The sequence below is a fragment of the Sulfitobacter sp. SH24 genome (assembly GCF_965641895.1).
Taxonomy (GTDB): Bacteria; Pseudomonadota; Alphaproteobacteria; order Rhodobacterales; family Rhodobacteraceae; genus Sulfitobacter; species Sulfitobacter dubius.
This window is the reverse complement of sequence record NZ_OZ282575.1, coordinates 2,831,132-2,853,398: the sequence shown is the minus strand read 5'-3', so window position 1 is coordinate 2,853,398 and position 22,267 is coordinate 2,831,132. Positions and strand designations below refer to the sequence as shown.

Genomic DNA, 22,267 nt, shown 5'->3' with positions numbered 1-22,267 from the left:
GCTTGGTGCAGCCCGCGATGCGCCGTCAATTGGCGGCCATGGCGTCTGCCTGAGATTCAAGCGCCGGAAAATCGACGAAGAAGGTGGTGCCCTTGCCCTCGGCAGTTTCAAACTTGATGCTGCCGAGGTGTTGGTCGACGATGGCCTTTACGATGCTCATGCCCAGACCGTGGCCCTCTTCGACGCGGTAACTGGACCCACGGGAAAACCGCTCAAATAGGACCGGCTGAAGATCAAGCGGCAGGCCACTGCCCTCATCACGTACCCAAAACCCCATGCCGTTTTCAGAAACGCCCAGCTTGACGGTGCCGCCTTCGTCAGACGCTTTGATCGCGTTGGAAAGCAGGTTAGACAACAGCCGCATCAGCCGTCCTTCGTGTAGGCGCAGTAGGGTCGCGGGGGCCGCTGTCGGATGTATCTCTAGGCGAACACCGCGATCTTTCGCATAGGGGATCAGTGTCTCGGACGCCTGCGTTAGCAAGGGCGCTAATGGTCGCTCGGCAAAACCAGATTGGTCTGGCCTGCGCAGGGTTTCCACATCTAGAATATCCGCGACCATCTGATCAATTGCCCGCGCATTGCGCAGGGCGAGCCGTAGAAGTTTTTGTTTTTGCGGGGGCAGGTCGTCTTGCCCCACTTCAAGGAGGCGCAACGCCCCGCTGAGCGACGTCAGCGGCGTTTTCATCTCGTGACTTACAGTGGCGATCAACTGATCCTTGGCGCGCTCAAACTCGCGCTGCTCACTCACATCGCGCACGACACCCAGAAATCCTAAATGCTCGCCTCGATCCGTCTCGACCTTGGCGGTCGAGACTTGGCCCTCGAATGTTGTTCCGTCGGCGCGGCGGCAGGCAATCGAAAGCGCGCCCGGCGCGGTCGAGGCTTGCGGGTTAAACTGCTCTTCGCCCGCGCGTTCATAACCACCGAGCGTTTCATAAAGAACCGCTGTTTGCCGCCCCAATAGCTGTTCGGGCTCATAGCCAAAAAGCGTCTCAACCGCAGGGTTTACAAGCGCTACACGGCGGTTCGGGTCTGCCATGATGATTGCTTCGGGCACGGCATCCACCATGGCGCTAAGCAGCCCGCGCTGTTCGCGCAATTCACGGCGTTCAGATTGAAGGGTCAACTCACTGCTGAGCCAGCGTGCAAGGAACTGTACGAATTGCACCTGCGCCCTGCTGAACGGCCCAGAGCGGGGCGCGCGGCCTGAAAAGTTGATTGTGCCAAACAGTTCGCCACCGCATTTCAGGGGCGCCCCGATATAGCTTTCCAGTTTGAAGGTTTCATAACACGGATGGCTCGAAATTTCTTGCTGCCCGGCGTGGTGAAAAGAGGTCACATCGGCACTGGAAAGCGTTTGCAGACAATAGGTGCCATTGATGTCGAAAGTGGTGCCGGGCGCAGGGGCCCAATCCGGTCCATATACGTACAGACATTCGTAAACTGGCTGATCGACGCGGTTGACAATACCCAGCTCAAGCTCAAGCGCCTCGGTGCCCAGTCGGAGGAGTTTGGCGATTTTGTCTTCGGTCGTAAGATCAGGTTCGACAGCAAGCATGTAGAGTTGCCGCAGCGGATCATCGAAATCCGCCAAGGCGCTGTAAAAGTCGTTCATATGGGCCTCTGGTTGCTCGCGCTCTTCTTATCTGGTCTCGTTTGGCAGTCAGATGTTTACCCTAGGTATCCCCGCGAAGCATCGCTGCCAATGCCGCAGGGGTGAATTAGGGCGACATTTGGGCGCTTTATCCTCAAAAACCAAACTGGGGCCGGGAATGTGGGGCCTGCTCAAAGGCGGCTAACCAATTGCCGCGGCGTGGTTTACTTGAGATTAATCAAACTGACCCCGGCTATTGTCCTGATGCATGTCTTCGCTGAGCACCTCAGTCTTGCCACAATTCGGGCCAGCGGCGCGGGGTCTATGCACGAAGGGGCTGGACAGAATGAAGCACAGCCCTGCCGATACATTAGCTGAAGTTCTTCCATCCTTCATCGGGGTCAAATCGCGGGCCATGCGCCTTGGCCAATGTGCGCAGGCGGAGGGCCACTTCACGCGCACCGCGCGTGCGTGCATAGTGCAATGGCCCGCCCCGGAAAGGAGCCCAGCCAGTGGCAAAGATCATTGCGGCGTCGATCTGATCGGCGTCCTTTGTCACGTTTTCGCGCATCACTTCGACGGCGGCGTTCAGCATCGGTAGGATCAGGCGATCGGTCAAATCCGCGGGGCCGGGTTCTTCGGTTTCAGGATGCGGCGTGCCATCGGCCCAGTCATAAAAGCCGCTCCCGGTTTTGCGACCCAGATCACCCTGTTCGACGCGTTCTTGCAGCATATCGGTAATCTCAGCCATAGACGTGCCCAGCCTGTCACGCAGGCTTTCGGCCACATGCAACCCGATATCAAGCCCGACCTGATCGGCCAGCGTCACCGGGCCCATCGGCATGCCAAAGCGCAGGGCGGCGCTGTCGATCACCTCTTTCGGCACACCTTCGTCCATTAGCACCATCGCCTCCATTAGGTAGGGGGTGAGGATACGGTTCACGACAAAGCCGGGATAATCACCGACGCGCGCGGGCAGTTTGCCAATGGCCCCGCAGAATGCGGCCAAGCGGCGCGCCGTCTGCGCTGCTGTATCCGCCCCAGCGACAACCTCGACGAGCGGAATCTTCGAGACGGGGTTAAAGAAATGCAGCCCCGCAAAATGCGCTTTGTTGGGGGCGTGGGCGCTTAGGGCATCTATCGCGAGGCTAGAGGTGTTGGAGGCAAGGATCGCGCTGTCCTTCATTTCGGTCTTCAACCCTGCATAAATCCTCTCTTTGACCTCCATCCGCTCCGGGGCGGCTTCAATCACCAGATCAGCGCGGGCCACACCATATTCATGAGGGTCGGGCATCAGGCGGTCGAGTGCATCGCGCGTTTCTGCGCCGGTCAGATGTTTGTCAGCACAAAGTTTTGCCGCCAGTTTGATGGCGCGGCCAAGGGCGGCGCTGTCAAGATCGCTCAGGGTGACGCGCTTGCCCCGGATCGCGGCCATGGCCGAAATCTCAGTCCCCATGGCGCCTGCGCCGATCACATGCACATGGGCGATGTCGTCGTCGCCCCGCGCGGCTTCTTTGAGTTTTTGCCGCAGGAAGAACACCCGGCGTAGGTTTTTGGAACTAGGCGTTTTCAACAGGTTGGCGAAAGACCGGATTTCGCCGCGCTGCATGGTTGCCCGGTCGGTGCCGTGTTCCTCCCACAGTTCGATCAGCGCATGGGGGGCCGGATAATGGGCCGCCGGCGCACGCTCTTCGGTGCGGTTGCGCATTTGACGGGCCAGCAAGGTTCGGGCCTGTTCCAGCCCAAGCGCCCGGGTTTTAAGGCCTGGTTCAGCCCGCTCAACCCCGGTTTCGGCCAATGCGCGAACCGCGGCGGCGATGTGGCGTTCTTCGGCCACTTCATCAATGATTCCCAGTGTTTTTGCGCGCTTGGTATGCGCGGTTTTCCCACTCAGCATCATGGTCATCGCTTCGGTCGGGTCGATCAACGCGGGCAAGCGGAAAGTGCCGCCAAGACCGGGATGCAGGCCAAGCTGTACCTCAGGAAAGGCGAAAGAGGCCCCCGGCACTGCGATGCGGATGTCACAGGCAAGCGCCAGCTCAAATCCCGCGCCAAGTGCTGCGCCGTGCACCACGCAGATCGTCGGGCAGGAAAGTTGTTCAAGCCGGTCCAGTACCGCATGGCCTTGGGTCAGAAGCTCTGCCGCGCCCTCATCGCTCATCTTTGCAAAGCTTGATATATCGGCCCCAGCAGCAAAGCCGCCCGGTTTGGCGGAGCGGATTACGAGGGCATGAGGCGGGTCGTTTTCGGCTGCGGTGACGTGATGTTCCAACTCACGCAGCACGTCGCCAGAAATCGTATTGGTGCTGCTGTCAGCCTTATCAAGCGCCAGCCAAAAGATGCCATTGGCATCACGTCCCGCGCGCCAGTTGCCTTTGCGCGCGTTTTCGGTGCCAAGTTCGAGTTTGCTCTCGCCCAAATGCTTTAGAACATGTCCCGTCATCACACCGCCTCCAGCATCATCGCGCCACCCAAGCCGCCGCCAATACATTCCGTGGCGATGCCCCGTTTCGCACCGCGCGCTTTCATCGCATTGGCCAGATGCAAGACAATCCGATTGCCGCTGGTGCCGACCGGGTGGCCCAGTGATATTGCGCCGCCGTCGACATTCAGCCTGTCTCGGTCGATCCGGCCAAAAGCAGCGTCATAGCCCAATACGTTGCGGCAGAAGTCTTCGTCGTTCCAAGCGGCCACGCAGGAAAGCACCTGTGCGGCAAAGGCTTCGTTCAATTCCCACAGGTCAATGTCGCCCACCTCAAGCCCATGGCGTTGCGCGATGGGGGTGGCGGACAGCACCGGACCCAGCCCCATGATCGACGGATCTAGTGCCGCCCATTCGCTGTCGGTAATCTCAGCCAGCGGGGTCAGCCCATGCGCCTCAACAGCGCGTTCAGAAGCAACGATGACCCAGCTTGCCCCATCGGTGATCTGGCTGGAATTGCCTGCAGTGACTTTGCCGTGGGGCTTCTCAAACACCGGGTTCAGCTTGGCAAGGCCCTCCATATCACTGTCAGGACGCACGCCGTCATCGTGATCATAAACAGTGCCATCTTTGTCAAAGGCGGGCATGACTTCATCCGCAAGTCGCCCGTCGTTTTGCGCTGCGGCAAGACGGTGGTGACTTTGCATTGCATAGGTATCTGCCGTGGCGCGGTCGATCCCGAACCGATGCGCTAGAACTTCGGCGGTTTGGCCCATATTCAGTTCAGTGATCGGGTCGGTCAGACCGCGTTCCAGCCCAATGACGGGTTTGAAAAACTCTGGCCTGAGGCCCGTCATGGCGCGAGCCGTATCAATCGGGCCCTTGGCGGCATTCATCCGGCCGAACCATTCCACCGCTGATTGGCGCAGCACGAGCGGGGCGTGGCTGAGCGCCTCGGCCCCACCGGCAAGGATCATTTGGTGGCTGCCGTCGCGGACATAGCGATAGGCGGTGTCGATGCTCTGCATGCCAGAGCCACAGTTGATTTGCACGGTAAAAGCGACCGTCTGTTCACCCAAGCCCAGCCGCAATGCCGCAACGCGGGCGGGGTTCATCTCATCCGCGATCACATTGACGCAACCGAGGATAACCAGATCAAATGCCGCGCGATCAAAGCTCTGTCGCGCCAGCAGGGGCCGCCCGGCCTGCACGGCCAAATCGACCGGGGTAAAGGGGCCGGGGCCTTGTCGTGCCTTCAAAAATGGAGTGCGGGCCCCATCCACAAGAAAGACGCGCTGCGCTTTAGGGTGGGTCATTCGGCGGCCTCTCTAGGGTTGGGGGTTTCGTCAAGATTTTCCTGCGGGACATCTAAGTCAGGGAAGTAATGGGCCAGCGCGGCAGGCCTGAAGTCATCAACGGCGATGACCTTTGATACCAGTTCGTTCATCGCGGTCAGGTCCGCCATATCGCTGTCGCTTAGGATGCCTGACTGTTGTGCTTCCGTGGGGGTCTTCTTGGCGTCGCGCAGGCGCTTCATGACCGGCTCCATTTCGATCACTTTGGCGTAGCAGCGGTTCAACAGGTCGATCCCGTCGCCAGCGCTGCCTTCGAATAACCGCCCAGTGATCCGGTCGCGGGTGGCAGACGGGGCATAAATCAAAGCACTGCATTCTGTGGTGAGCGTGTCATCCGGACCGCGGCGGCCCAGTCCCGGCAAGGTAATGGCGCGTAGCACCCACGCCGCCCAGCGGGCAGGTAGATTGGCGATGACCCCATCAAGCGCGGTTTGAATGCGCGAAAAGGCATCGGCAGCGGCGAACTTGAGGAGCGGCAGATCGGCCTTTTGACGGCCTTCGTCCTCCCAACGTTTGAGTGCGGCGGAGAGGTTATACATTTCGGACAAGATATCGCCCATCCGGCCTGAGATCATCTCTTCACGTTTCAGTGCTCCGCCGAGGGTGAGAAACAGAAAATCCGCCGTGAGTGCATAAGCCGCCGACCAGCGCGAAAGCTCGCGGTAGATTGGCGTTGCGGCACCTGCATCAGGGGCAGGAGCAAAACGGCCGCCCGTCAGGGCGCGACCCCACGCGCGGAAGAGGGTTTTCGTGGTATGCCCCACATGCGCCCACAGAGATTTGTCGAAAGCGGCGAGAGACTCTGCCTCATCCTCCTTCTGCAAGGCTAGCATGTTATCGAGCATATGGGGGTGCGCCCGGATCGACCCTTGGCCGAAGATAATCAAGCTGCGGGTGACGATATTTGCTCCTTCCACGGTGATGCCAATCGGCACGGCGCGGTAGAGTGGCAGCAGGTAGTTCAGAGGCCCGTCGATCACGGCTTTGCCCGAATGCACATCCATCGCATCGTTCAGCGCCTCGCGCATTTTAAAGGTCGCATGGGCCTTCATGATCGCCGAAATTACGGAAAGCGCCCGGCCTTCATCAAGCCCGGCGCAGGTCAGATGGCGGGCGGCGTCCATCGCATAGGCATCCGCAGCCAGCCGCCCCATCCGCGCCTGAACGCCGCCGAATTTGCCGATCGGCAGATTGAATTGCTGGCGAATACGGGCATAAGCGCCAGTGGTATGGGCCGAAAATGCGATGGCAGCGCAGCCCATTGATGGCAGGGAGATGCCACGTCCAGCGGCGAGCGCGGACATCAGCATCATCCAGCCTTTGCCTGCGTATTCCGCCCCACCGATGATATGATCAAGGGGGATAAAAACGTCTGTGCCAGTGGTTGGCCCATTCATAAACATCGTCGAAGACGGCAGGTGTCGCCGCCCGGTTTCCACTCCGGGCAGATCGGTGGGCACCAGCGCGCAGGTAATGCCAATGTCAGCCGTGTCGCCCAGCAGGCCATCAGGATCGCGCAGTTGAAAGGCCAGCCCAAGGACCGTGCAAACCGGGGCAAGGGTGATATAGCGTTTGGCCCAGTTGAGGCGGATGCCCAAAACCTCCTCCCCCTCCCACATACCTTTTGCGATCACGCCCTCATCGACCATGGCTGAGGCGTCAGAACCCGCCTCGGCGCTGGTAAGGCCAAAGGCAGGCAGCTCACGCCCATCGGCAAGGCGCGGGAGCCAGTGATCCTTTTGCGCATCGGTGCCAAACTGGTGCAGCAATTCACCGGGTCCGAGTGAGTTGGGCACCATCACCGTCACTGCTGCTGCGACGGAGCGCGTGGAGATATAGCGGACCACCTCGGAATGAGCGAAGGCGGAAAAGCCCAACCCCCCATGAGATTTCGGGATGATCATGCCAAAGAATTTTTTGTCTCGTAGAAAGGTCCATGCTTCTGGCGGCAGATCGGCGGCCTCATGGTTGATCTTCCAATCGTCGATCATGGTGCAAAATTCTTGCACGGGACCGTCGAAAAAGGCCTGTTCCTCTGGGCTTAGCTGGGGTGCCTTGACCGCCTGCAACTTTGACCAGTCGGGGTTGCCCGAGAAAAGTTCGGCCTCCCACCAGACTTCGCCAGCGGTCAGGGCTTCGCTTTCGGTTTGAGATAGGGCGGGCAGGGATTTCTTGGCCCAGCGGTATATCGGTTTGGTAAGCAGATCAGCGCGCAGGTTTTTCATGGGAACCCCCTTCTACGAACCAACGCCGCTCGCGTATCGTCGGTTCCTCAGCCGTAGAGCAAGCGTGCGTCTTAACGAGCCCCGTTTCAAAGCTGTGGCCAGCGCCGTGTCATTGGGTATGGTGCCACCAGCGACGGTTGAAAGAGGGAGAGCAAGACCATGCGATTGATGCGATACGGAACGCGCGACGGGGCGAAAACGCCAGTGGTGCTGGATGCCGCGGGGCAGGCGCGAGACGTTTCAAGCCTTGTTGGTGATTTCACACCTGAGACGATTCCGGCGATCCGCAATACGCTGGAGGGTGTTGATCTGGAGGGGCTGCCGCTGTTTGAAACCCAAGGAAAACGCGTCGCCCCGCCTGTAAGCCAACCTCGCAACATCTGGGGGATCGGGTTGAATTATTCCGACCACGCAGCGGAATCGGGGATGCCCGTTCCCACCGAGCCGATCCTCTTTAATAAGGCCAGCCGGACCTATTGCGGGCCGAACGATCCGCTTTTGTATGCCAAAGGGATGAGCAAGCTTGATTGGGAGGTCGAGCTGGGCGTGGTGATTGGGCGCGAAGCACTGAATGTAAGCCGTGCAGACGCGCTTGATTACGTGCTGGGCTATTGCGTGGTTCATGATGTGTCCGAGCGTGCTTGGCAGGCCGAGCGGGGCGGCCAGTGGGTCAAAGGCAAGAGCTTTCCCAATTTCTGCCCCACAGGACCGGTTCTGGTGACAGGGGATGAATTGGGCGATCCTGGGAAATTGGCGCTTTGGGCCGAGATAAACGGCAAACGTCTGCAAGACGGCACCACCGAGAAGATGATCTTCGATGTGGCGACGATCATCGCCTACATGTCTGAATTCATTCAGCTAGAGCCGGGCGATCTGATCTGCACCGGCACCCCTCCGGGGGTGGGAATGGGCCTCAAACCACCGCGCTACCTCAGCCCGGGTGACCGGGTTCGACTGGGGGTCGAAGGTCTGGGCGAGCAAGAGCAGGTGGTCGAGCGACTGGCGGATCGCTAAGCGTCCTCAACCTCGCGCGTTTCGGCGGCGGCCGCTGCAACGGCAATGGCAGGGCGCAGGGGCAGGGTCAGCAGGAAACTGCTGCCCTTGCCCATGACGCTGGTGGCCACAAGACTGCCACCATGGGCGGTGGCAATATCGCGCGAGATCGCAAGGCCCAACCCAGTGCCGCCAAAACGGCGGGTGGCGGTGGAATCGACCTGATGGAACGGCTCAAAAACGCGCTCCAGCTCATTTTCGGGGATGCCGATGCCAGAATCCGTGACGCGGAATTCTACCACTTCCCCCCGGATGCGACATGTGAGCGAGATCGTGCCCTGATCCGAGAATTTCGTGGCGTTGCTGAGTAGGTTTATCAACACCTGCTGAATGCGTTTGCCATCGGCCAACATCACGCCGGACGCTGATTTCACTTTCAACTCCAGCCCCTTGTCTTCGATCATCGGGCGTAGTTGATCGGCGGTCGGTGCTACGATGTCGTCGATTTTCACCGGTTCCATCGTGATCGACAGGCTGCCCGCGTCGATCTTGGCAAAGTCGAGCACTTCGTTAATCAAGGTGAGCAGATGATTGCCCGAACGTTCCACGGTTTGCATGATGTCGCCCAGCTTGGAGAGGGTAGCGGCAAACTTGGGCGCGAGCGTTTCACGGGTTTGCGGATCAGCATCAATGGCAGCGCCAAGATCGCGCGCCGCCGGGGTGCGATCAAAATGCCGTGCCAGCCGAACATGGCCCAAGATAACGGTCAGCGGGGTGCGCAACTCATGGCTCAGCACGCCCATAAAATCGGTCTTGGCTTTGTTGGCATCCTCGGCTGTCAGCAGCGCCCTTTTCAAATCGGTCACGTCAATCCTTAGACCTACAACGCTGCCGTCCTCCATGCGCCGATCTGAGGTGCGGATGATGCGGCCGTCCGGCATTCGCTGTTCGGTTTCAAACGCGCCGTTTTCACGCTTTTCCAGCCAGACGCGGATCCATTCCTCTTCCTTGCCGATGGCATCGGGCACCAGCCCCCGGCGGATGCTGTCGCGCACGATCTTTTCGTAGGTTGATCCGGGTTTTACCACTTCGCTATAGTCGTGGATTTCGCGGTATTTCTCATTGCACAGCACCAATATGCCCTTGGGATCGTACATCACAAAACCATGGTCCAACGCTTCGACACCTGTGCGGAGACGTTCTTCGGCCAGTTTTCGGTTGTCGGTTAAGCGCATAATATACCACGCAAAAATAACAACGCCTGCCGCGCCTTGAAGGCGGAGCAGCCAGTGCAACCAAAAATCGGGTCGGTGATCGGGCCAGCCTCCCTTGGTCGTGGCGGCCATTTCCCAAACGCCAAAGGCGAAGTTAAAATCGAGAGATATGGGCTCAGTCCCAGTGAAATCAAAATCACCGACAATGGTCTGCTCAACCTCGCCATCTGCGGTCATCTCGCGAATGGCCAGATCATAATTTTCTGCAAGTTCGGGAATGTTCAGGCGCGTGAGGAAGGCGTTGTAGTCGATAACCATCGACAAAAGCCCCCAAGGGCGGGCGGGGGCGCCAGCCCCTTGAGTGGTGTCATTCGCGTAAAAGACCGGGTGGCGCAGAATCAGCCCGCGTCCACCCTGAACAAGGTCCACCGGCCCGGTCACCAAACCTTCGCCGCTCTGCATGGCCTGTTCTACCTTGGGAAGCTGTGCTGGGTTCTTGCGGTAATCCAGCCCCAAAACGCTTTGGTTGGCTTCATAAGGGTGTACGATGCTGACCACGAGGTTGGGTGCGGCAGCAAGGTTGATGACATCGGGGTTTTTGGCCATGAACTCGGTTGCGCGTGCGCTGAACTCTGCTTGGCTGATATCAGGGTTTTCACTGATGATGGTGGCCAATTCACGCAGCTTAAGAATTTGGTCAAAGATATCAGTACGAATCCGTTCCCGCACTTCTATCAATTCCAGCGTGGTCTCAAGTTCGAGATCCTGCATGTAGGTTTGATAGGAAAGCGTCTCAATCCGGTGGCCAAAGCCAAGGACAACGCCCGCCAATATCAGCAGAACACATATTCTTTTTGCACGCTGTGACAGCGTATTCCTAATCATTTTCATGCCGAGTTTGCCCAAACCTGCCCTATCCTCCGCGCCCCGGCCTTCTATGGGCCGGGTCCGCCCCCTTATTGCTTAATAGACTGTACTGCCGGTTGCGGGTGCAAAAAAAATGGCGAAATGTTGGCAAAAGCTGTAACAGCGTCAATTTTGCAAAAGGCAGGGACAGCACCGCACGTCAGTCTAACCCAGCGTTTCAAGGAGAATACCGCGCAGCAGGGAGATATCCGCGGGGTTGGACATGTTGGGCGCGTGACCGCAATCGGGAAACTCGGTCACGTCGGGGCGCGGGCCGCTTTGGGTCATGCGCTTGGCGGCCTCAGGCAGCAACAGATCGGATTGCGCGCCGCGCAGCAGATGGGTTGGCGTGGTGATCTGCGCCCAGCGGTCCCAAGTAGAAAGCTCATGTGCAGAGGCAGTGAATTGCACGGTGATCCGTGGGTCATAATGAAGCGTCAGCCGCCCGTCGCCACGGCGCCGCAGCGACGACCGCGCCATGCGCTGCCAAAAGGCATCCGCAGCCGGGCCAAAGGGCGCGTAGGTTTGGCGCAGCCACGCCTCTCCTTCGGCAAAACAGCTAAAATCCGGCAGGCTGCCGACATAGGACAAGATCCGATCAACCGCCGCGGCGGGCAGTTCGGGGCTGATGTCGTTCACCACCAAGGCGCTGATCCGGTCAGAGTCTTGCCCAGAGGCGATGTGCATCCCGATCATACCGCCAAGCGAGGTGCCAAACCACGCCGCGCGGTCAATCTGGTAGTGATCCATCACATCAGTTGTGATGCCCGCGTAGTATTCGACCGCGTATTCAGCTTCGGGGTTGCGCGACCAACTCGACATGCCCCGTCCAATCATATCGAGGCAAAGCACATAGAAATTATCCGATAGCGCGGCTGCGACCTCATCAAAGTCGCGCCCTGTGCGCGCCAGCCCGTGCAGCATCATCAGCGCAGGTTTGCTGGGATCGCCCCATTCGGTGACGTGAATTTCGTGGTCCATTACAGGGACAAAGCGAAAACAGGGGGAGGTCATAAGCGCGCACCCTTTTGCATGATGGTGCCGGTGATCCCCCGAGGGAAGAAATAGACCAGCAAGATAAATATAATGCCAAGCCAGAAGAGCCAGCGGTCGGGGTCGAGCAAATCGGGTAGCAATGGAATGTTGGCGGTGGTTTCTGCGGCAGCCCCCATGAGGTCACGCAAATAGTATTGCGCCATGACCATCAGCACCGCACCAACAACCGCGCCCCACATCGTGCCCATGCCGCCAATCACCACCATCAGTAGAATGTCGATCATGATGGCAAAGCTCAGCGTGGTGTCCGGCCCGGTGTATTTCAGCCAGACGGCATATATCGTTCCCGCCAGCGACGCGACGGCGGCTGACAGACAGAAGACGAATGTGCGGTAGGCCACGACGCGGTAGCCAATGGCTTCGGCGCGGGCTTCGTTCTCGCGGATGGCTTTCAGAACGGACCCTAACGGCGCCGCCACCACCCGCAACATCAGCAAGAACAGCGCCAGCGAGGTGAAAAACACAAAGTAATAGGCCGCAAGCTTGCCATTGAGTTTCACGCCGAAAAGCCGCGCCACCTTGCCGGTTTCATCCACCATCAGTTTTGTCGCGGGTTTGAACAGGTCCGGCACGCGGTAGGTGATGCCGTCTTCGCCACCGGTAAATTGCGACAGTTGCGAGGCCAGCACAAGCGCGACCGAAGCGGTCGCCAATGTGATCATCGCGAAGAAGATCGCTTTGACCCGCAGGCTCAACAGCCCGACGCCCGTGGCCACCACCAGCGAGACCAGCACACCCGCCAAAGCGCCTATAGCCACAGCGTCCCAGCCCGGCCCCATCTGGCGCAGGGCGATGGCGGCACCGTAAGCGCCGAAGCCGAAAAACATCGTATGGGCAAAACTGACGATGCCGGTATAGCCGATCAACAGGTCATAGCTGGCCACTAACACAATGAAGATACAGATGCGGGCGGCGACCTCTAGCGCGCGCACGTCCTGAAACAGAAACGGCGCAAACAGCAGCAGGGCGGCGATCAGCAACACGGCGGTTTTCACGGCAATGGTGCCATAGGTTGATTTGCTGTGCATATTCATCTCACTTCACCGCCGGACGCAGGCCGTTAGGCCGCCACAGCAGGATCGCCGTCATCAGGATCATATTGCTGGCCAAAGCCAGCTTTGGCGCCAGAAACCCTACGTAATTCGCGGTCAGCCCGACCAACAGCGCCCCCAAGAGCGTGCCTTCGATAGAGCCAAGCCCACCGATGATGACGACGATGAAAACGACGATCATCATCTCGCCCCCAAGCGCAGGCGTGATCAGCGTCTCATACCCCGCCCACATCGCACCGCCGACAGCTGCCAGCGCCGAGCCGACCATAAAGACGCCGATGAAAAGCCGGTCGATACGAAAGCCAAGCGCCTCTACCATCTCGCGGTTTTCGACGCCTGCGCGGACCAGTAGGCCCAGACGCGTGCGGTTCAACACAAGGTAGAGGCCGATAAAGGCAGCAAGACCAAGACCAAAGGCAAAGATGCGGTAGATTTCGATGCTCACGTCGCCAATGATCCACGCCCCTTCAAGGAACTGCGGACGCAGAACGGTGATCGGCGTGCCGCCCCAAACCGCGAGGATGATCTGCTCGGACACGATCAGCGCGCCCATAGTGATCAGGATTTGCCGCAGGTGGTCGTGGTAAACGGGGCGGATGATGACCGTTTCAAAGAACCACCCGGCGGCAAGGCCAAAGGACATGGCCGCGATGATCGCGAGGGTCAGTGCGACGATGTTAAGGAGCACGTTATCAGCTCCCAGCCACCCGCTGAGGGCCGCGAGGACAGAGGCGGCGACGAAAGCACCAAAGCTTACAAAGGCCGAGTGGCCGAAGTTCAGCACATCCATCAGCCCAAAGATCAGGCTGAGGCCCGAAGCCATGAGAAACACCATCATTCCCATTGCCAGCCCCGCGACGGTCAGCGTGGCCCAAGAAGAAGGCGCGCCGATTAGCAGAAAGGCCAAAGCGGCGAGGGCGAGCGGGAGCAGGTAGACCCCGCCGAACCGGCCCATGATATCTGAAATGCGGTCCATGTTCTTCCTCATCACGACAGGCCCAACAGCCGGTCTTGCAATGGTTTGTCGGCGGCGAATTCGGCCATGCTGCCGCTGTGCACAACGCGGCCGTCGTCAATCACTGCCATGTCGCGGCCAATGCTGCGGGCGAAATGAAAATTTTGTTCGACAAGCAGAAGCGTTGCTTCACGTGAAATCTCGGTAAAGGCTTCGGCCATGGCGGCGACGATGGCAGGGGCGAGGCCCTTGGTCGGCTCGTCGATTAAGATCAAGCGGCGCGGCTCAACAATGGCGCGGGCGACAGACAGCATCTGCTTTTGCCCGCCCGAAAGTGACCAAGCCTGTTTGGTCCAGAACCGCTCTAGAGCCGGGAAAAGTGTAGTGATGCGTTTCAGGCGCGCGGCATCGAAATGCCCCTTCGCCGTGGCGAGGATCAGGTTTTCTTCAACTGTCAGATTGCCGAAGATCCCCATGTTCTCGGGCACATAGGCTATGCCAAGGCGTGCAATGTCGGCGGTGTGCAGCCCGGTGATGTCTTGGCCGTCAAAGCGCACCGAACCCGGCGCGGGTTTCCACAGCCTCATGATCGAGCGGAGCGTGGTTGTCTTGCCCGCTCCATTGCGGCCCAGAAGAACAAAGACGCCGCCCTCGGGCACCTCAAGGCTCACATCATGGAGCACGGCATATTGGCCGATGTCGGTTTTCATCTGGTTGAGGGTCAGCAGGCTCATGCCGTCTCCTCCGTGGCGGTGCCGAGGTAGACATCGCGCACGATCTGGCTTTCCATGACCTCGGTTGGGGCGCCATCGGCCAGCAATTCGCCGTTGTGCAAGACGATGATCCGGTCTGCCAGCGCGCGCACCACATCCATCTTATGCTCGACCAGCAGCACGGTTTTGGACGGGTCGGATTTGATCTGGGCGATTAACTCCAGCACATCGGGCGCGTGGTCCAGTGACATGCCCGCGGTGGGTTCATCGAACATGTAAATGTCAGGTTCCATTGCCATCAGCAGCGCCACTTCCAGCTTGCGCTGGTCACCGTGGGGCAGGGCGGCGGCGGGCAGATGGGCGACGCGGGATAGGCGGGTCGCCTCTAGGTAGTGCTCCGCGTCTTGGGTCAGTTTGGTGAAGCGATATACCGGGCGCAGCAGCCGCCAGCCGTCCCCCTCACGCGCCTGAACGGCGAGGCGAATGTTCTCCAAAACAGAGAGTTGCGGGAAGAGATTGGTCAATTGAAAGGCGCGGCCCACACCTTGCCGCGCGCGCGCCGAGGGTGGCATACGGGTCAGATCGACCTCGCCTTTCAATACCTTGCCCGAGGTCGCGGTGAGCTGGCCTGAGATCAGATTGAAATAGGTGGTTTTCCCGGCCCCGTTCGGCCCGACGATCACCGTGAGTTCACCGGGATGGAAGGCACAAGAGACCTGATTGACGGCGACGTGACCGCCAAAGCGAATGGTCAGATCGCGCGTGATGAGTGACGGCGTGGACATCTGAAAAACCTTTGGTACGGAAATTGGCACAGAGGGGCTGGCCCACCGCATGCGACGGGTCGGGCAGGCCAGCCGGGAGTGCGATCAGTCGTTGGTGCGGCCGATGGGGATGTCCATCTCGTCCGCTTCGATGATGCGCACCAGATCGGGGATCGCCCAATCGACGTTCTCATCAACGCGGATTTTGAAGTGGACCATGGACTGCAGCGCCTGATGGTCTTCGGGGCGGAAGGTCATGGTGCCTTTGGGTGTCTCCCAAGACATGCCTTCCATCGCGGCGATCAGGTCTTCGGTTTCTAGGCTGTCGGCTGTTTCAATCGCTTTGACGGCGGCAAGCGCTGCCGACATGCCACCCGCAGTGAAGAAGTCTGGCGGGCCGTCGAACCGTTCCTGATGGGTTTTGACCAGCCAATCGTTCACCGGATTTTTGTAGGCTTCATAGTAGTAGTAAACCGCGCCTTCCATGCCGGGGAAACGCTTGTAGGTTGGCAGTACAGGCAGGATATGCCCGCCCATGGAAATCTCAATGCCATGTCGCGATGGATCAAGCGCCTGAATTTTTCCCGGCGCGTCGCCGCCCCCAGCGATATAGACAAGGATCACCTTGCGGCCTTCCTTGTCCTTCAGCGCATTGAACATACGCTCGGCTGCGGCAGTGAAATCAGCGGTGCCTTGGGGCACGAATTCCTCGGTCACCACGGTTGCGCCTGTGCCGTCAAGCGCTGCTTTAAACGCGTCGATCCCGTCATGGCCAAAGGCGTAATCTTCGGCGATGGTGGCGACAAAGAGGTTCTCATCGGGCTTCAGCGCCAAGGCCTGCGCCTGCATGTCCATCGAAGAGTTGCGCGAGGTTTTGAAGACGTAGCGGTTGCTGTCTGGCCCGGTGAGGCTATCAGCGACCGCAGGCTCTACGATCAAGATCTTCTCATATTCCTCGGCGATGGGCAGCATACCCTTGGCGACGCCTGATGAGGTCGAGCCGATGGCCATCAGAACCTCGTCGTCGCCGTAGGCTTCGGCCAATACGGCGCGGGCGACATCGGGTTTGAATTGCGTGTCCTTGACGATCAGCTCGATCTTGTGGCCTTTGACAGTATTGGTCCCGTCGGTGGCGTATTCGATGCCCAGCTCGAAACCGGTTTGCGCCTGTTTGGAGAAGGCTTCGAAACTGCTGCCCGAGATCCCGTGCACGAGTGCGATCTTGATCGGGTCTTGCGCCCATGCCGCGCTGGCAAATGCCGCAACACTTGCCGTCACGGCGGCAATCCGCGTGAGTGTCTTCATGGTATCCTCCCTGGACGGGCCAGCGCGTTGTTGCACCGTCTCCCCCCGTCGACTAGCTTGAGTTTCGAGCATCCGAGAAAGAGATGATTGGGGCAAGATGGTGGAAATACGTACCGATGACTGCTTCCGCGATGGGCAATTCGCTGAACTGGCCTTCGTGCATGCACCCATCGGTCTGGTGGTGACGGAGAACAGGGTGATCCGCGAATGCAACATCGCCTTTGCACAGATGTTTGGCTATGAACGTACGGCCCTGCGCGACCAATGGTTTTCGGTGCTATATCCGTCGGATGAAGAGTTCGTAAACATCCGCGACCGGGGCGTGGTGCAACTGCGCGAGACCAACACCTATTGGGATGAGCGCATCATGGCGCGCCGCGATGGTAGCCTCTTCTGGTGCCGGGTGCGGGGCCATTCCTTTACCCCGGAAAGCCCGCTGGACCGCGCAGTTTGGAGCTTTGCCGACCTGTCGGGTGAGCGGCCCTATCTGCCGCTCACTCGGCGAGAGCGTGAAATTTTAAGCCATCTGGCCGAGGGGCTGACCAGCAAGGAAATTGCCATCAAGCTTGAAATTTCCCACCGCACGGTTGAGGTTTATCGCGCCAAATTGCTAAAGAAATTCGGCGTGAACAATACCTCTGGGCTGTTTCACTCGCTCGGCAGCATCGACAGTGAACATGTGGTGTCCAACAGCCAAAAGTGACCGGCACTCGTTTCAGTCGGTGTCACCCCGTTCATCGCCCTGCTGCGATGACATCGGGGGCGAAGCGCTGTGTGGGGTTTCCCCTTCGCCGCAACACTGTGGTGACTCCTCTGCGGCTTCGGCCATTGCATCGGCTTGGGCATAGAGACTGCGAATTTCCACCAGATCTGTTTCCGTCGGAGGTTTGTATGGCTTTTGCACTTCGTCAGATGTTTCTGACGCGCAGCGTTGGCTATTTTTCATTTAGCTAATCCGAATTTTGAACCCAAATCGCACGGCAGAACCCGTGGTTGCGGGGCAAACTACTGCCCTACAGTTTTTGCGCCAATTGGGCGTTGTCCCCAAGTAAATCGGGGTTATCCCTAATAATCCGAAGCAAGGCGCTGAAATTACGCCTTTTATTTTTACGCATTTGTTTCGCATGGCGGTACGATGAGGTTGCAGGGATAGCCTTGCTAGCCGCTATGAGGGTTTTCCCCAATAGACAGGGCGGCGGAAAAGACCGACTTTCTTTGTGAAAGTAGAGGTGCCACATGAGCTTTGTCGCAGCGTTCACAATGATTGCGCTGTGCGGACTGGTTTTGACCTGCGTGATGATCGCCAGACAAATCGGCGACCCGGTGAACCGCTTTGGCGTGTTCGGCGCAGTTGCGGTATTACTATTGGACATCCTTGTGGTGCTTGCATCGGCGCAAGATCCGCGCGGCGTTTTCTATCGTGATCCGGTTGAACTTGTCTTGGCGACTGCGGCGTTTGCTGTGCTGGTGGCCCAAGTCTGGCGGGTTGCGCGCAACCACCGCAAACAGCAGGGCGGCGGCGGTAGCGAAGAGACCCGCAGGAAATTGCCCGATCTGCTGAATGATCTGCCTGTCCAAGCGGCCTTCCTCACGCCTGATATGACTTACGCTTTTGTCAACGATGCCTATAGCGCGTCCTTTGGGCGACCGGCGCGTGATATTGTGGGCCAGCATCTTTCTCGGATCGTTCCACCTGAATTGTTGGACGAAATAACCGCCAACCTTGAAAAGGCTTTGGCCGGGCGGCAGGTGACATGGCATTTTGATTTTTCCCGCCCGGTTTTGACCCGCAACCAAGGGGCGGCGATCTATCAACCGCTGTCCGACCGGGGGCAGGTGGTGGGCGTTTTGGTCATGGTGATGGAGCGCTCCGCCTTGCAGGACGCGGTTTATGAGGCCGAGATCAGCGCGACAAAACATGCGCTTGCCGCCGATGTCGCAGGGGTGGGTTATTTGGAATGGGATCAGGAGGGCGCACTGATTGATGTCTCACCCGAGGTAGAAACTTTGCTAGGGCGTGATGCGCAGACCCTGCGCGAGATGTGGCAACAGGGACAGGGGTTCGTTGAACCGCGCAGCCGTGCGACTATCCGCAACAATCTGCATATGGCGGACAGCCGCACGCGCGACGTGATCGAAAATATAAAGTTTCTGACCGCCAATGGCCGCCAGATCGAGGCACGCGCCTGCATTCGCCGCGTGGACCGAGGGCCAAACGTGCATGTTTTGGCCGCGATCCAAGATGTGACCGACCAGCAGAACGTTCTGAGCGATCTGGTCGAAAGCGAAACCCGTTTCCGCGATTTCACCGAAAGTGCGACCGATTGGGTGTGGGAGATGGATGTCCACCGACGGTTTACGTTTCTTTCAGGCGGGGGCCGTCAAACCGAAGCCGAAAAACCGATTTTCGAGTTGGGCAAGACACTCACGGAGGCCGATATTGCACGGCGCAAGGGCGACTATGATGTGTTGCAACAGCGGCTGGCCCGTCAGGCGCCGTTTCGCGATTTGCGGCTGGTGATCCCATTGGCCGATGGGCGGGAACGCCTGATCGACATGTCGGGTAAGCCATTTTTTGATAGTAGCGCGCAATTGGCAGGCTATCGCGGCACCTGTTTTGACATGACAGGGATCGCTACAGCGGAGAGTGAGCGGAAAAGCGCGTTGGAAGCTTTGGCGCTGGCGTTTGAGAATATATCGACGATGGTCGCGCTTTTCGACAGGAACGACCGGCTCGTCTATTGTAACGAGAAATACCGCGCAACCTATGCTGGGATCGGCGGTGATATCATTGGTCGGCATTTTGATGAGCTACTGGCGCATTTCACGCGCACCGGCAAATTGGCCATGTCATCTGAAGGCAAAGTTCGCTGGGGCGAACAGCGGCGCGACCGTCGAAACACACCCGCCAAATTCTTTCGCGCACGGTCGTCAGAGGGGCGCTGGTTGGAGGTTACGGATTATCCCGTGGCCGCAGGGGGGCTTTTGACGATTGCCTCTGACATCACCGAAAAGGTTGAGCGTGAAGAGCGGCTTCACCGCCATGAAACGGCGCTGCAATTGCTTAACCGGCGCGAGACGCTGGGCCAGATGACGGCCGCCATCGCCCATGAATTGAACCAACCTTTAGCCGCTATTCATAATTTTGCCGCAGGCTGTGTGCTGCGGGCCGAAAACGACCAGCTTGAGAGAAAGGACATGATCTCTGTGCTTAACAACATGCAAAAGCAATCTGAGCGTGCAAGTGCCATCCTACGGTCCATGTCGAACTATCTGCACAACGATGACGCAGATCGTGTTGCCGTGGGCTTCACCGAAATCCTCCGCTCGGTTCAACTGCTGATCCAGCCGGAAAGCTCTGCCACCGGCGTCACTGTGGTGATCGACGATCAATGCAATGATGCCGAACTTCACTGCGCCCGAATTGAGATTGAGCAACTGCTGATCAATCTGATCAAGAACGGCATTGATGCCTGCCGGGACGCGGGCCGCCCCGATGCCGAAGTCATTTTGTCCGCCCGCTGCACGGAGGGTGAGATCGTGGTTGACGTGGCCGACGGAGGGAGCGGCTTTGCTTCGGATATGCCCGCTCAAACGGCTTTCAGCGCCTTCCGGTCGACCAAGGACAAGGGCCTTGGTGTGGGGTTGGCGATTTGCGAAACGATCGTGCTTTCGCATGGGGGCTCAATCGCCGTGACCAAATCTGATGCAGAGGGGGCCTGCCTGTCCGTTCGCCTACCGGCTGAGGTGCAGGTGTAGAATGACTGAAGACAGGATCGTTTACGTTGTCGACGATGACGCCGCCGTGCGAGATTCGTTGGTGTGGTTGCTTGGCTCTGTCGGGCTACGCGCCCTTTCCTTTGGCTCGGCCGCTGAGTTTCTTGAAGGGTATGAGGATATTGGCACCTGCTGTCTGGTCAGCGATGTCCGCATGCCGGAGATGAGTGGTCTGGAATTGCAAAAGGCGCTAAACGCAAGGGGCATCCAGATACCGCTTATTCTGATGACGGCTTTTGGCGATGTGTCGACGGCGGTCAAGGCGATGAAGGCTGGCGCGGTAGATTTTATTGAAAAGCCCTTCAACAATCAAAACATGCTCGACCTTATCAACACCGCCCTTCAGGCCGATGCAGCGCGGCGCAAAAGCAAAGAGGTGGCCGTCGAAAATGCGCAATTGCTGGCCCGACTTACCCCGCAAGAACATCGCGTGTTCGAGCGCGTAGTAGCGGGGTTGGCCAATCGTGAAATAGGCAATGAGATGGATATTTCTGTTAAGACGGTCGAGGTGCATCGCGCACGGGTGATGCGCAAGCTAGAGGCTAATTCGGTTGCGGAATTGGTGCGGTTTCATCTGCACAGTGCATCCACGACGGAAGGTGGTTAGCTGCACCAAAAAGCCCCGGCAGCATGAAAACCACCGGGGCAGGATGCCCAGCCCCGGCGAGGGGGGAAGGGCTGGGGGTCTTCCCGGCAGCATGAGGATTTCCGGGAAGGCATGGGTCACGCCGGCTTGGGTTTCAGCGCGCCCACGGTCACCTCAAGGGTCTGTTCCGTGCCCTTGCGCAGGACGACAACCTCCGCTGCGCTCTCTGGTGTTGTGGTGGCCACGGCGCGCGTCAGATCGCGCAGATCATCCACCTCTGTTTCGCCAAAGGATAGAATGATGTCGCCTCTCTTAAGGCCCGCTTTGGCGGCAGGGCTTTCTTCGCTAATGGCCTCAATCACCGCGCCGCGCGGCTTGTCATAGCCCAGCACATTGGCAACCTCGGGGGTCATCTGTCGGATTTGCACACCCAGCCAGCCGCGCTCAACCAAGCCGTCATCGGCGAGATCAGCCACGATGGTCTGCACAAGGTCAGAAGGCACCGAGAAGCCGATCCCGACAGAGCCGCCGCCCGGCGACAGGATCGCGGTGTTCACGCCCACGACTTCGCCATCGTTGTTAAACAGCGGCCCACCAGAGTTGCCACGGTTGATCGCCGCATCGGTTTGGATGAAATCATCGAACGGCCCGGCCTGGATGTCACGCGACAGAGCCGAAACAATGCCTGAGGTCACGGTGCCGCCAAGGCCAAAGGGGTTGCCCACGGCGACGACTTCATCGCCGACGCGCAGGGTTTTGGACGTGCCAAAGTCCACCTTAGGGAGGTCCACATCCGCTTTGACTTTGAGCAGCGCGATGTCGGTCATCGCATCACTGCCGACCACTTCGGCGTCAAAGCTACGACCATCGGCAAGTTTCACAGTTACCGTTTCAGCGCCTGCCACGACATGATGGTTGGTCACGATCTGACCGTCTTCGGAGATGATGAAACCGGACCCCAAACCTTGGCGCGGAGTCGCCTCGGCACCGTGCTGGTCGGGCAACATCTGCTCGAACCGGCGGCGCAGTTCTTCGGGCATGCCAGGGGGCAGTTGCTGCTGGATCTGTGCGCTTTGCTGTTTCGCGGTCACTTCGATAAAGACCACGGCGGGAGAGACGGCCTCGACCAAGTCGGCATAGCCGCCAGCCGGGACGGCCAGCGCGGCTGTGGGCGCAAGCGCCAGCATCGGGGTCGTGGCGACGGCGGCGCTCAGCGCAAGGGCGGCGGCGCGGGGGGCCTTGGAAAAGGTCTGGTTCATGAGATGCTCCTTGCTGTGCATTCAGTGTTTCTGGACCCCTATCTGGGGGCCGCGTTTTACAGCTTCGTCGCAGGCGCTATACAAATCTGTG

General features: G+C 59.0%; 17 protein-coding genes. 4 read left to right on the top strand and 13 right to left on the bottom strand.

All coding sequences use genetic code 11. From position 1 onward, the window contains the following. Positions 1-25: 25 nt before the first annotated feature. From ACSQ16_RS16650 to ACSQ16_RS16635, 4 genes are all read right to left on the bottom strand, one after another. Entirely contained in the window at positions 26-1,615 is a 1,590-nt protein-coding gene (locus ACSQ16_RS16650) for an ATP-binding protein (RefSeq protein ID WP_243262264.1), read from the bottom strand. A 349-nt stretch (positions 1,616-1,964) separates the two neighbouring features. Next, on the bottom strand, positions 1,965-4,037 hold the full coding sequence (locus tag ACSQ16_RS16645) for a 3-hydroxyacyl-CoA dehydrogenase NAD-binding domain-containing protein (RefSeq protein WP_435988573.1): 2,073 nt from the start codon (positions 4,035-4,037) through the stop codon (positions 1,965-1,967). Beyond that, complete coding sequence (locus ACSQ16_RS16640; RefSeq protein WP_243262266.1) at positions 4,037-5,332, bottom strand: acetyl-CoA C-acetyltransferase; 1,296 nt, start codon at positions 5,330-5,332, stop codon at positions 4,037-4,039. The genes ACSQ16_RS16645 and ACSQ16_RS16640 overlap by 1 nt, the downstream gene beginning before the upstream one ends. Continuing rightward, complete coding sequence (locus ACSQ16_RS16635; RefSeq protein ID WP_243262267.1) at positions 5,329-7,596, bottom strand: acyl-CoA dehydrogenase; 2,268 nt, start codon at positions 7,594-7,596, stop codon at positions 5,329-5,331. Before ACSQ16_RS16635 ends, ACSQ16_RS16640 begins: the two co-directional genes overlap by 4 nt. A 159-nt stretch (positions 7,597-7,755) precedes the next feature. Here ACSQ16_RS16635 and ACSQ16_RS16630 point away from each other — a divergent pair, with 159 nt between their 5' ends. Continuing rightward, positions 7,756-8,610 carry a fumarylacetoacetate hydrolase family protein gene (locus tag ACSQ16_RS16630; RefSeq protein WP_243262268.1) on the top strand — a complete coding sequence of 285 codons (855 nt, stop codon included), beginning with the start codon at positions 7,756-7,758 and terminating at the stop codon, positions 8,608-8,610. On the opposite strand, the gene ACSQ16_RS16625 is transcribed toward ACSQ16_RS16630, so the two are convergent. The 7 genes from ACSQ16_RS16625 to ACSQ16_RS16595 all read right to left on the bottom strand — a co-directional run bounded on the left by ACSQ16_RS16625 (position 8,607) and on the right by ACSQ16_RS16595 (position 16,554). After that, positions 8,607-10,694 carry a sensor histidine kinase gene (locus ACSQ16_RS16625; RefSeq protein WP_243262269.1) on the bottom strand — a complete coding sequence of 696 codons (2,088 nt, stop codon included), beginning with the start codon at positions 10,692-10,694 and terminating at the stop codon, positions 8,607-8,609. The two genes, ACSQ16_RS16630 and ACSQ16_RS16625, sit on opposite strands and share 4 nt — an antisense overlap. Positions 10,695-10,874: 180 nt before the next feature. Continuing rightward, positions 10,875-11,723: an alpha/beta fold hydrolase gene (locus ACSQ16_RS16620; RefSeq protein WP_435988572.1), complete on the bottom strand. Its 849-nt coding sequence runs from the start codon at positions 11,721-11,723 to the stop codon at positions 10,875-10,877. Next, a complete protein-coding gene (locus ACSQ16_RS16615; RefSeq protein WP_243262272.1) occupies positions 11,720-12,793 on the bottom strand; it encodes a branched-chain amino acid ABC transporter permease in 1,074 nt (357 codons plus the stop codon). Before ACSQ16_RS16615 ends, ACSQ16_RS16620 begins: the two co-directional genes overlap by 4 nt. A gap of 7 nt (positions 12,794-12,800) precedes the next feature. After that, positions 12,801-13,793 carry a branched-chain amino acid ABC transporter permease gene (locus ACSQ16_RS16610; RefSeq protein ID WP_243262273.1) on the bottom strand — a complete coding sequence of 331 codons (993 nt, stop codon included), beginning with the start codon at positions 13,791-13,793 and terminating at the stop codon, positions 12,801-12,803. Positions 13,794-13,804: 11 nt separating this feature from the next. Beyond that, positions 13,805-14,506: an ABC transporter ATP-binding protein gene (locus tag ACSQ16_RS16605; RefSeq protein WP_243262274.1), complete on the bottom strand. Its 702-nt coding sequence runs from the start codon at positions 14,504-14,506 to the stop codon at positions 13,805-13,807. Further along, the gene (locus tag ACSQ16_RS16600; protein ID WP_243262275.1) at positions 14,503-15,270 is read right to left on the bottom strand and encodes an ABC transporter ATP-binding protein; all 768 of its coding nucleotides are present in this window, start codon (positions 15,268-15,270) and stop codon (positions 14,503-14,505) included. Before ACSQ16_RS16600 ends, ACSQ16_RS16605 begins: the two co-directional genes overlap by 4 nt. Before the next feature lie 84 nt (positions 15,271-15,354). Further along, complete coding sequence (locus tag ACSQ16_RS16595; RefSeq protein ID WP_243262276.1) at positions 15,355-16,554, bottom strand: substrate-binding domain-containing protein; 1,200 nt, start codon at positions 16,552-16,554, stop codon at positions 15,355-15,357. A 97-nt stretch (positions 16,555-16,651) separates the two neighbouring features. On the opposite strand from ACSQ16_RS16595, the gene ACSQ16_RS16590 reads away from it, so the two are divergent. Continuing rightward, the gene (locus ACSQ16_RS16590) at positions 16,652-17,257 is read left to right on the top strand and encodes a LuxR C-terminal-related transcriptional regulator (RefSeq protein WP_243262277.1); all 606 of its coding nucleotides are present in this window, start codon (positions 16,652-16,654) and stop codon (positions 17,255-17,257) included. 12 nt (positions 17,258-17,269) lie between these two features. On the opposite strand, the gene ACSQ16_RS16585 is transcribed toward ACSQ16_RS16590, so the two are convergent. After that, the gene (locus tag ACSQ16_RS16585) at positions 17,270-17,500 is read right to left on the bottom strand and encodes a hypothetical protein (protein WP_243262278.1); all 231 of its coding nucleotides are present in this window, start codon (positions 17,498-17,500) and stop codon (positions 17,270-17,272) included. A gap of 290 nt (positions 17,501-17,790) precedes the next feature. Between ACSQ16_RS16585 and ACSQ16_RS16580 the strand changes: the two genes are divergently transcribed. Both ACSQ16_RS16580 and ACSQ16_RS16575 read left to right on the top strand, forming a co-directional pair. Then, on the top strand, positions 17,791-20,313 hold the full coding sequence (locus ACSQ16_RS16580) for a PAS domain-containing sensor histidine kinase (RefSeq protein WP_243262279.1): 2,523 nt from the start codon (positions 17,791-17,793) through the stop codon (positions 20,311-20,313). A 1-nt stretch (position 20,314) separates the two neighbouring features. Next, positions 20,315-20,938, top strand: coding sequence for a response regulator transcription factor (locus ACSQ16_RS16575; protein WP_093927073.1), 624 nt, complete (start codon positions 20,315-20,317; stop codon positions 20,936-20,938). A gap of 116 nt (positions 20,939-21,054) precedes the next feature. Here ACSQ16_RS16575 and ACSQ16_RS16570 read toward each other — a convergent pair whose 3' ends face one another. Beyond that, positions 21,055-22,176 carry a Do family serine endopeptidase gene (locus ACSQ16_RS16570; RefSeq protein WP_243262280.1) on the bottom strand — a complete coding sequence of 374 codons (1,122 nt, stop codon included), beginning with the start codon at positions 22,174-22,176 and terminating at the stop codon, positions 21,055-21,057. Positions 22,177-22,267 lie beyond the last annotated feature (91 nt).

Excerpts from the sequence above, each read along its gene's own strand:
- ACSQ16_RS16650 (WP_243262264.1), bottom strand. The coding sequence starts at position 1,615 with ATGAACGACTTTTACAGCGCCTTGGCGGATTTCGATGATCCGCTGCGG.
- ACSQ16_RS16645 (WP_435988573.1), bottom strand. The coding sequence starts at position 4,037 with ATGACGGGACATGTTCTAAAGCATTTGGGCGAGAGCAAACTCGAACTT.
- ACSQ16_RS16640 (WP_243262266.1), bottom strand. The coding sequence starts at position 5,332 with ATGACCCACCCTAAAGCGCAGCGCGTCTTTCTTGTGGATGGGGCCCGC.
- ACSQ16_RS16635 (WP_243262267.1), bottom strand. The coding sequence starts at position 7,596 with ATGAAAAACCTGCGCGCTGATCTGCTTACCAAACCGATATACCGCTGG.
- ACSQ16_RS16630 (WP_243262268.1), top strand. The coding sequence starts at position 7,756 with ATGCGATTGATGCGATACGGAACGCGCGACGGGGCGAAAACGCCAGTG.
- ACSQ16_RS16625 (WP_243262269.1), bottom strand. The coding sequence starts at position 10,694 with ATGAAAATGATTAGGAATACGCTGTCACAGCGTGCAAAAAGAATATGT.
- ACSQ16_RS16620 (WP_435988572.1), bottom strand. The coding sequence starts at position 11,723 with ATGACCTCCCCCTGTTTTCGCTTTGTCCCTGTAATGGACCACGAAATT.
- ACSQ16_RS16615 (WP_243262272.1), bottom strand. The coding sequence starts at position 12,793 with ATGCACAGCAAATCAACCTATGGCACCATTGCCGTGAAAACCGCCGTG.
- ACSQ16_RS16610 (WP_243262273.1), bottom strand. The coding sequence starts at position 13,793 with ATGGACCGCATTTCAGATATCATGGGCCGGTTCGGCGGGGTCTACCTG.
- ACSQ16_RS16605 (WP_243262274.1), bottom strand. The coding sequence starts at position 14,506 with ATGAGCCTGCTGACCCTCAACCAGATGAAAACCGACATCGGCCAATAT.
- ACSQ16_RS16600 (WP_243262275.1), bottom strand. The coding sequence starts at position 15,270 with ATGTCCACGCCGTCACTCATCACGCGCGATCTGACCATTCGCTTTGGC.
- ACSQ16_RS16595 (WP_243262276.1), bottom strand. The coding sequence starts at position 16,554 with ATGAAGACACTCACGCGGATTGCCGCCGTGACGGCAAGTGTTGCGGCA.
- ACSQ16_RS16590 (WP_243262277.1), top strand. The coding sequence starts at position 16,652 with ATGGTGGAAATACGTACCGATGACTGCTTCCGCGATGGGCAATTCGCT.
- ACSQ16_RS16585 (WP_243262278.1), bottom strand. The coding sequence starts at position 17,500 with ATGAAAAATAGCCAACGCTGCGCGTCAGAAACATCTGACGAAGTGCAA.
- ACSQ16_RS16580 (WP_243262279.1), top strand. The coding sequence starts at position 17,791 with ATGAGCTTTGTCGCAGCGTTCACAATGATTGCGCTGTGCGGACTGGTT.
- ACSQ16_RS16575 (WP_093927073.1), top strand. The coding sequence starts at position 20,315 with ATGACTGAAGACAGGATCGTTTACGTTGTCGACGATGACGCCGCCGTG.
- ACSQ16_RS16570 (WP_243262280.1), bottom strand. The coding sequence starts at position 22,176 with ATGAACCAGACCTTTTCCAAGGCCCCCCGCGCCGCCGCCCTTGCGCTG.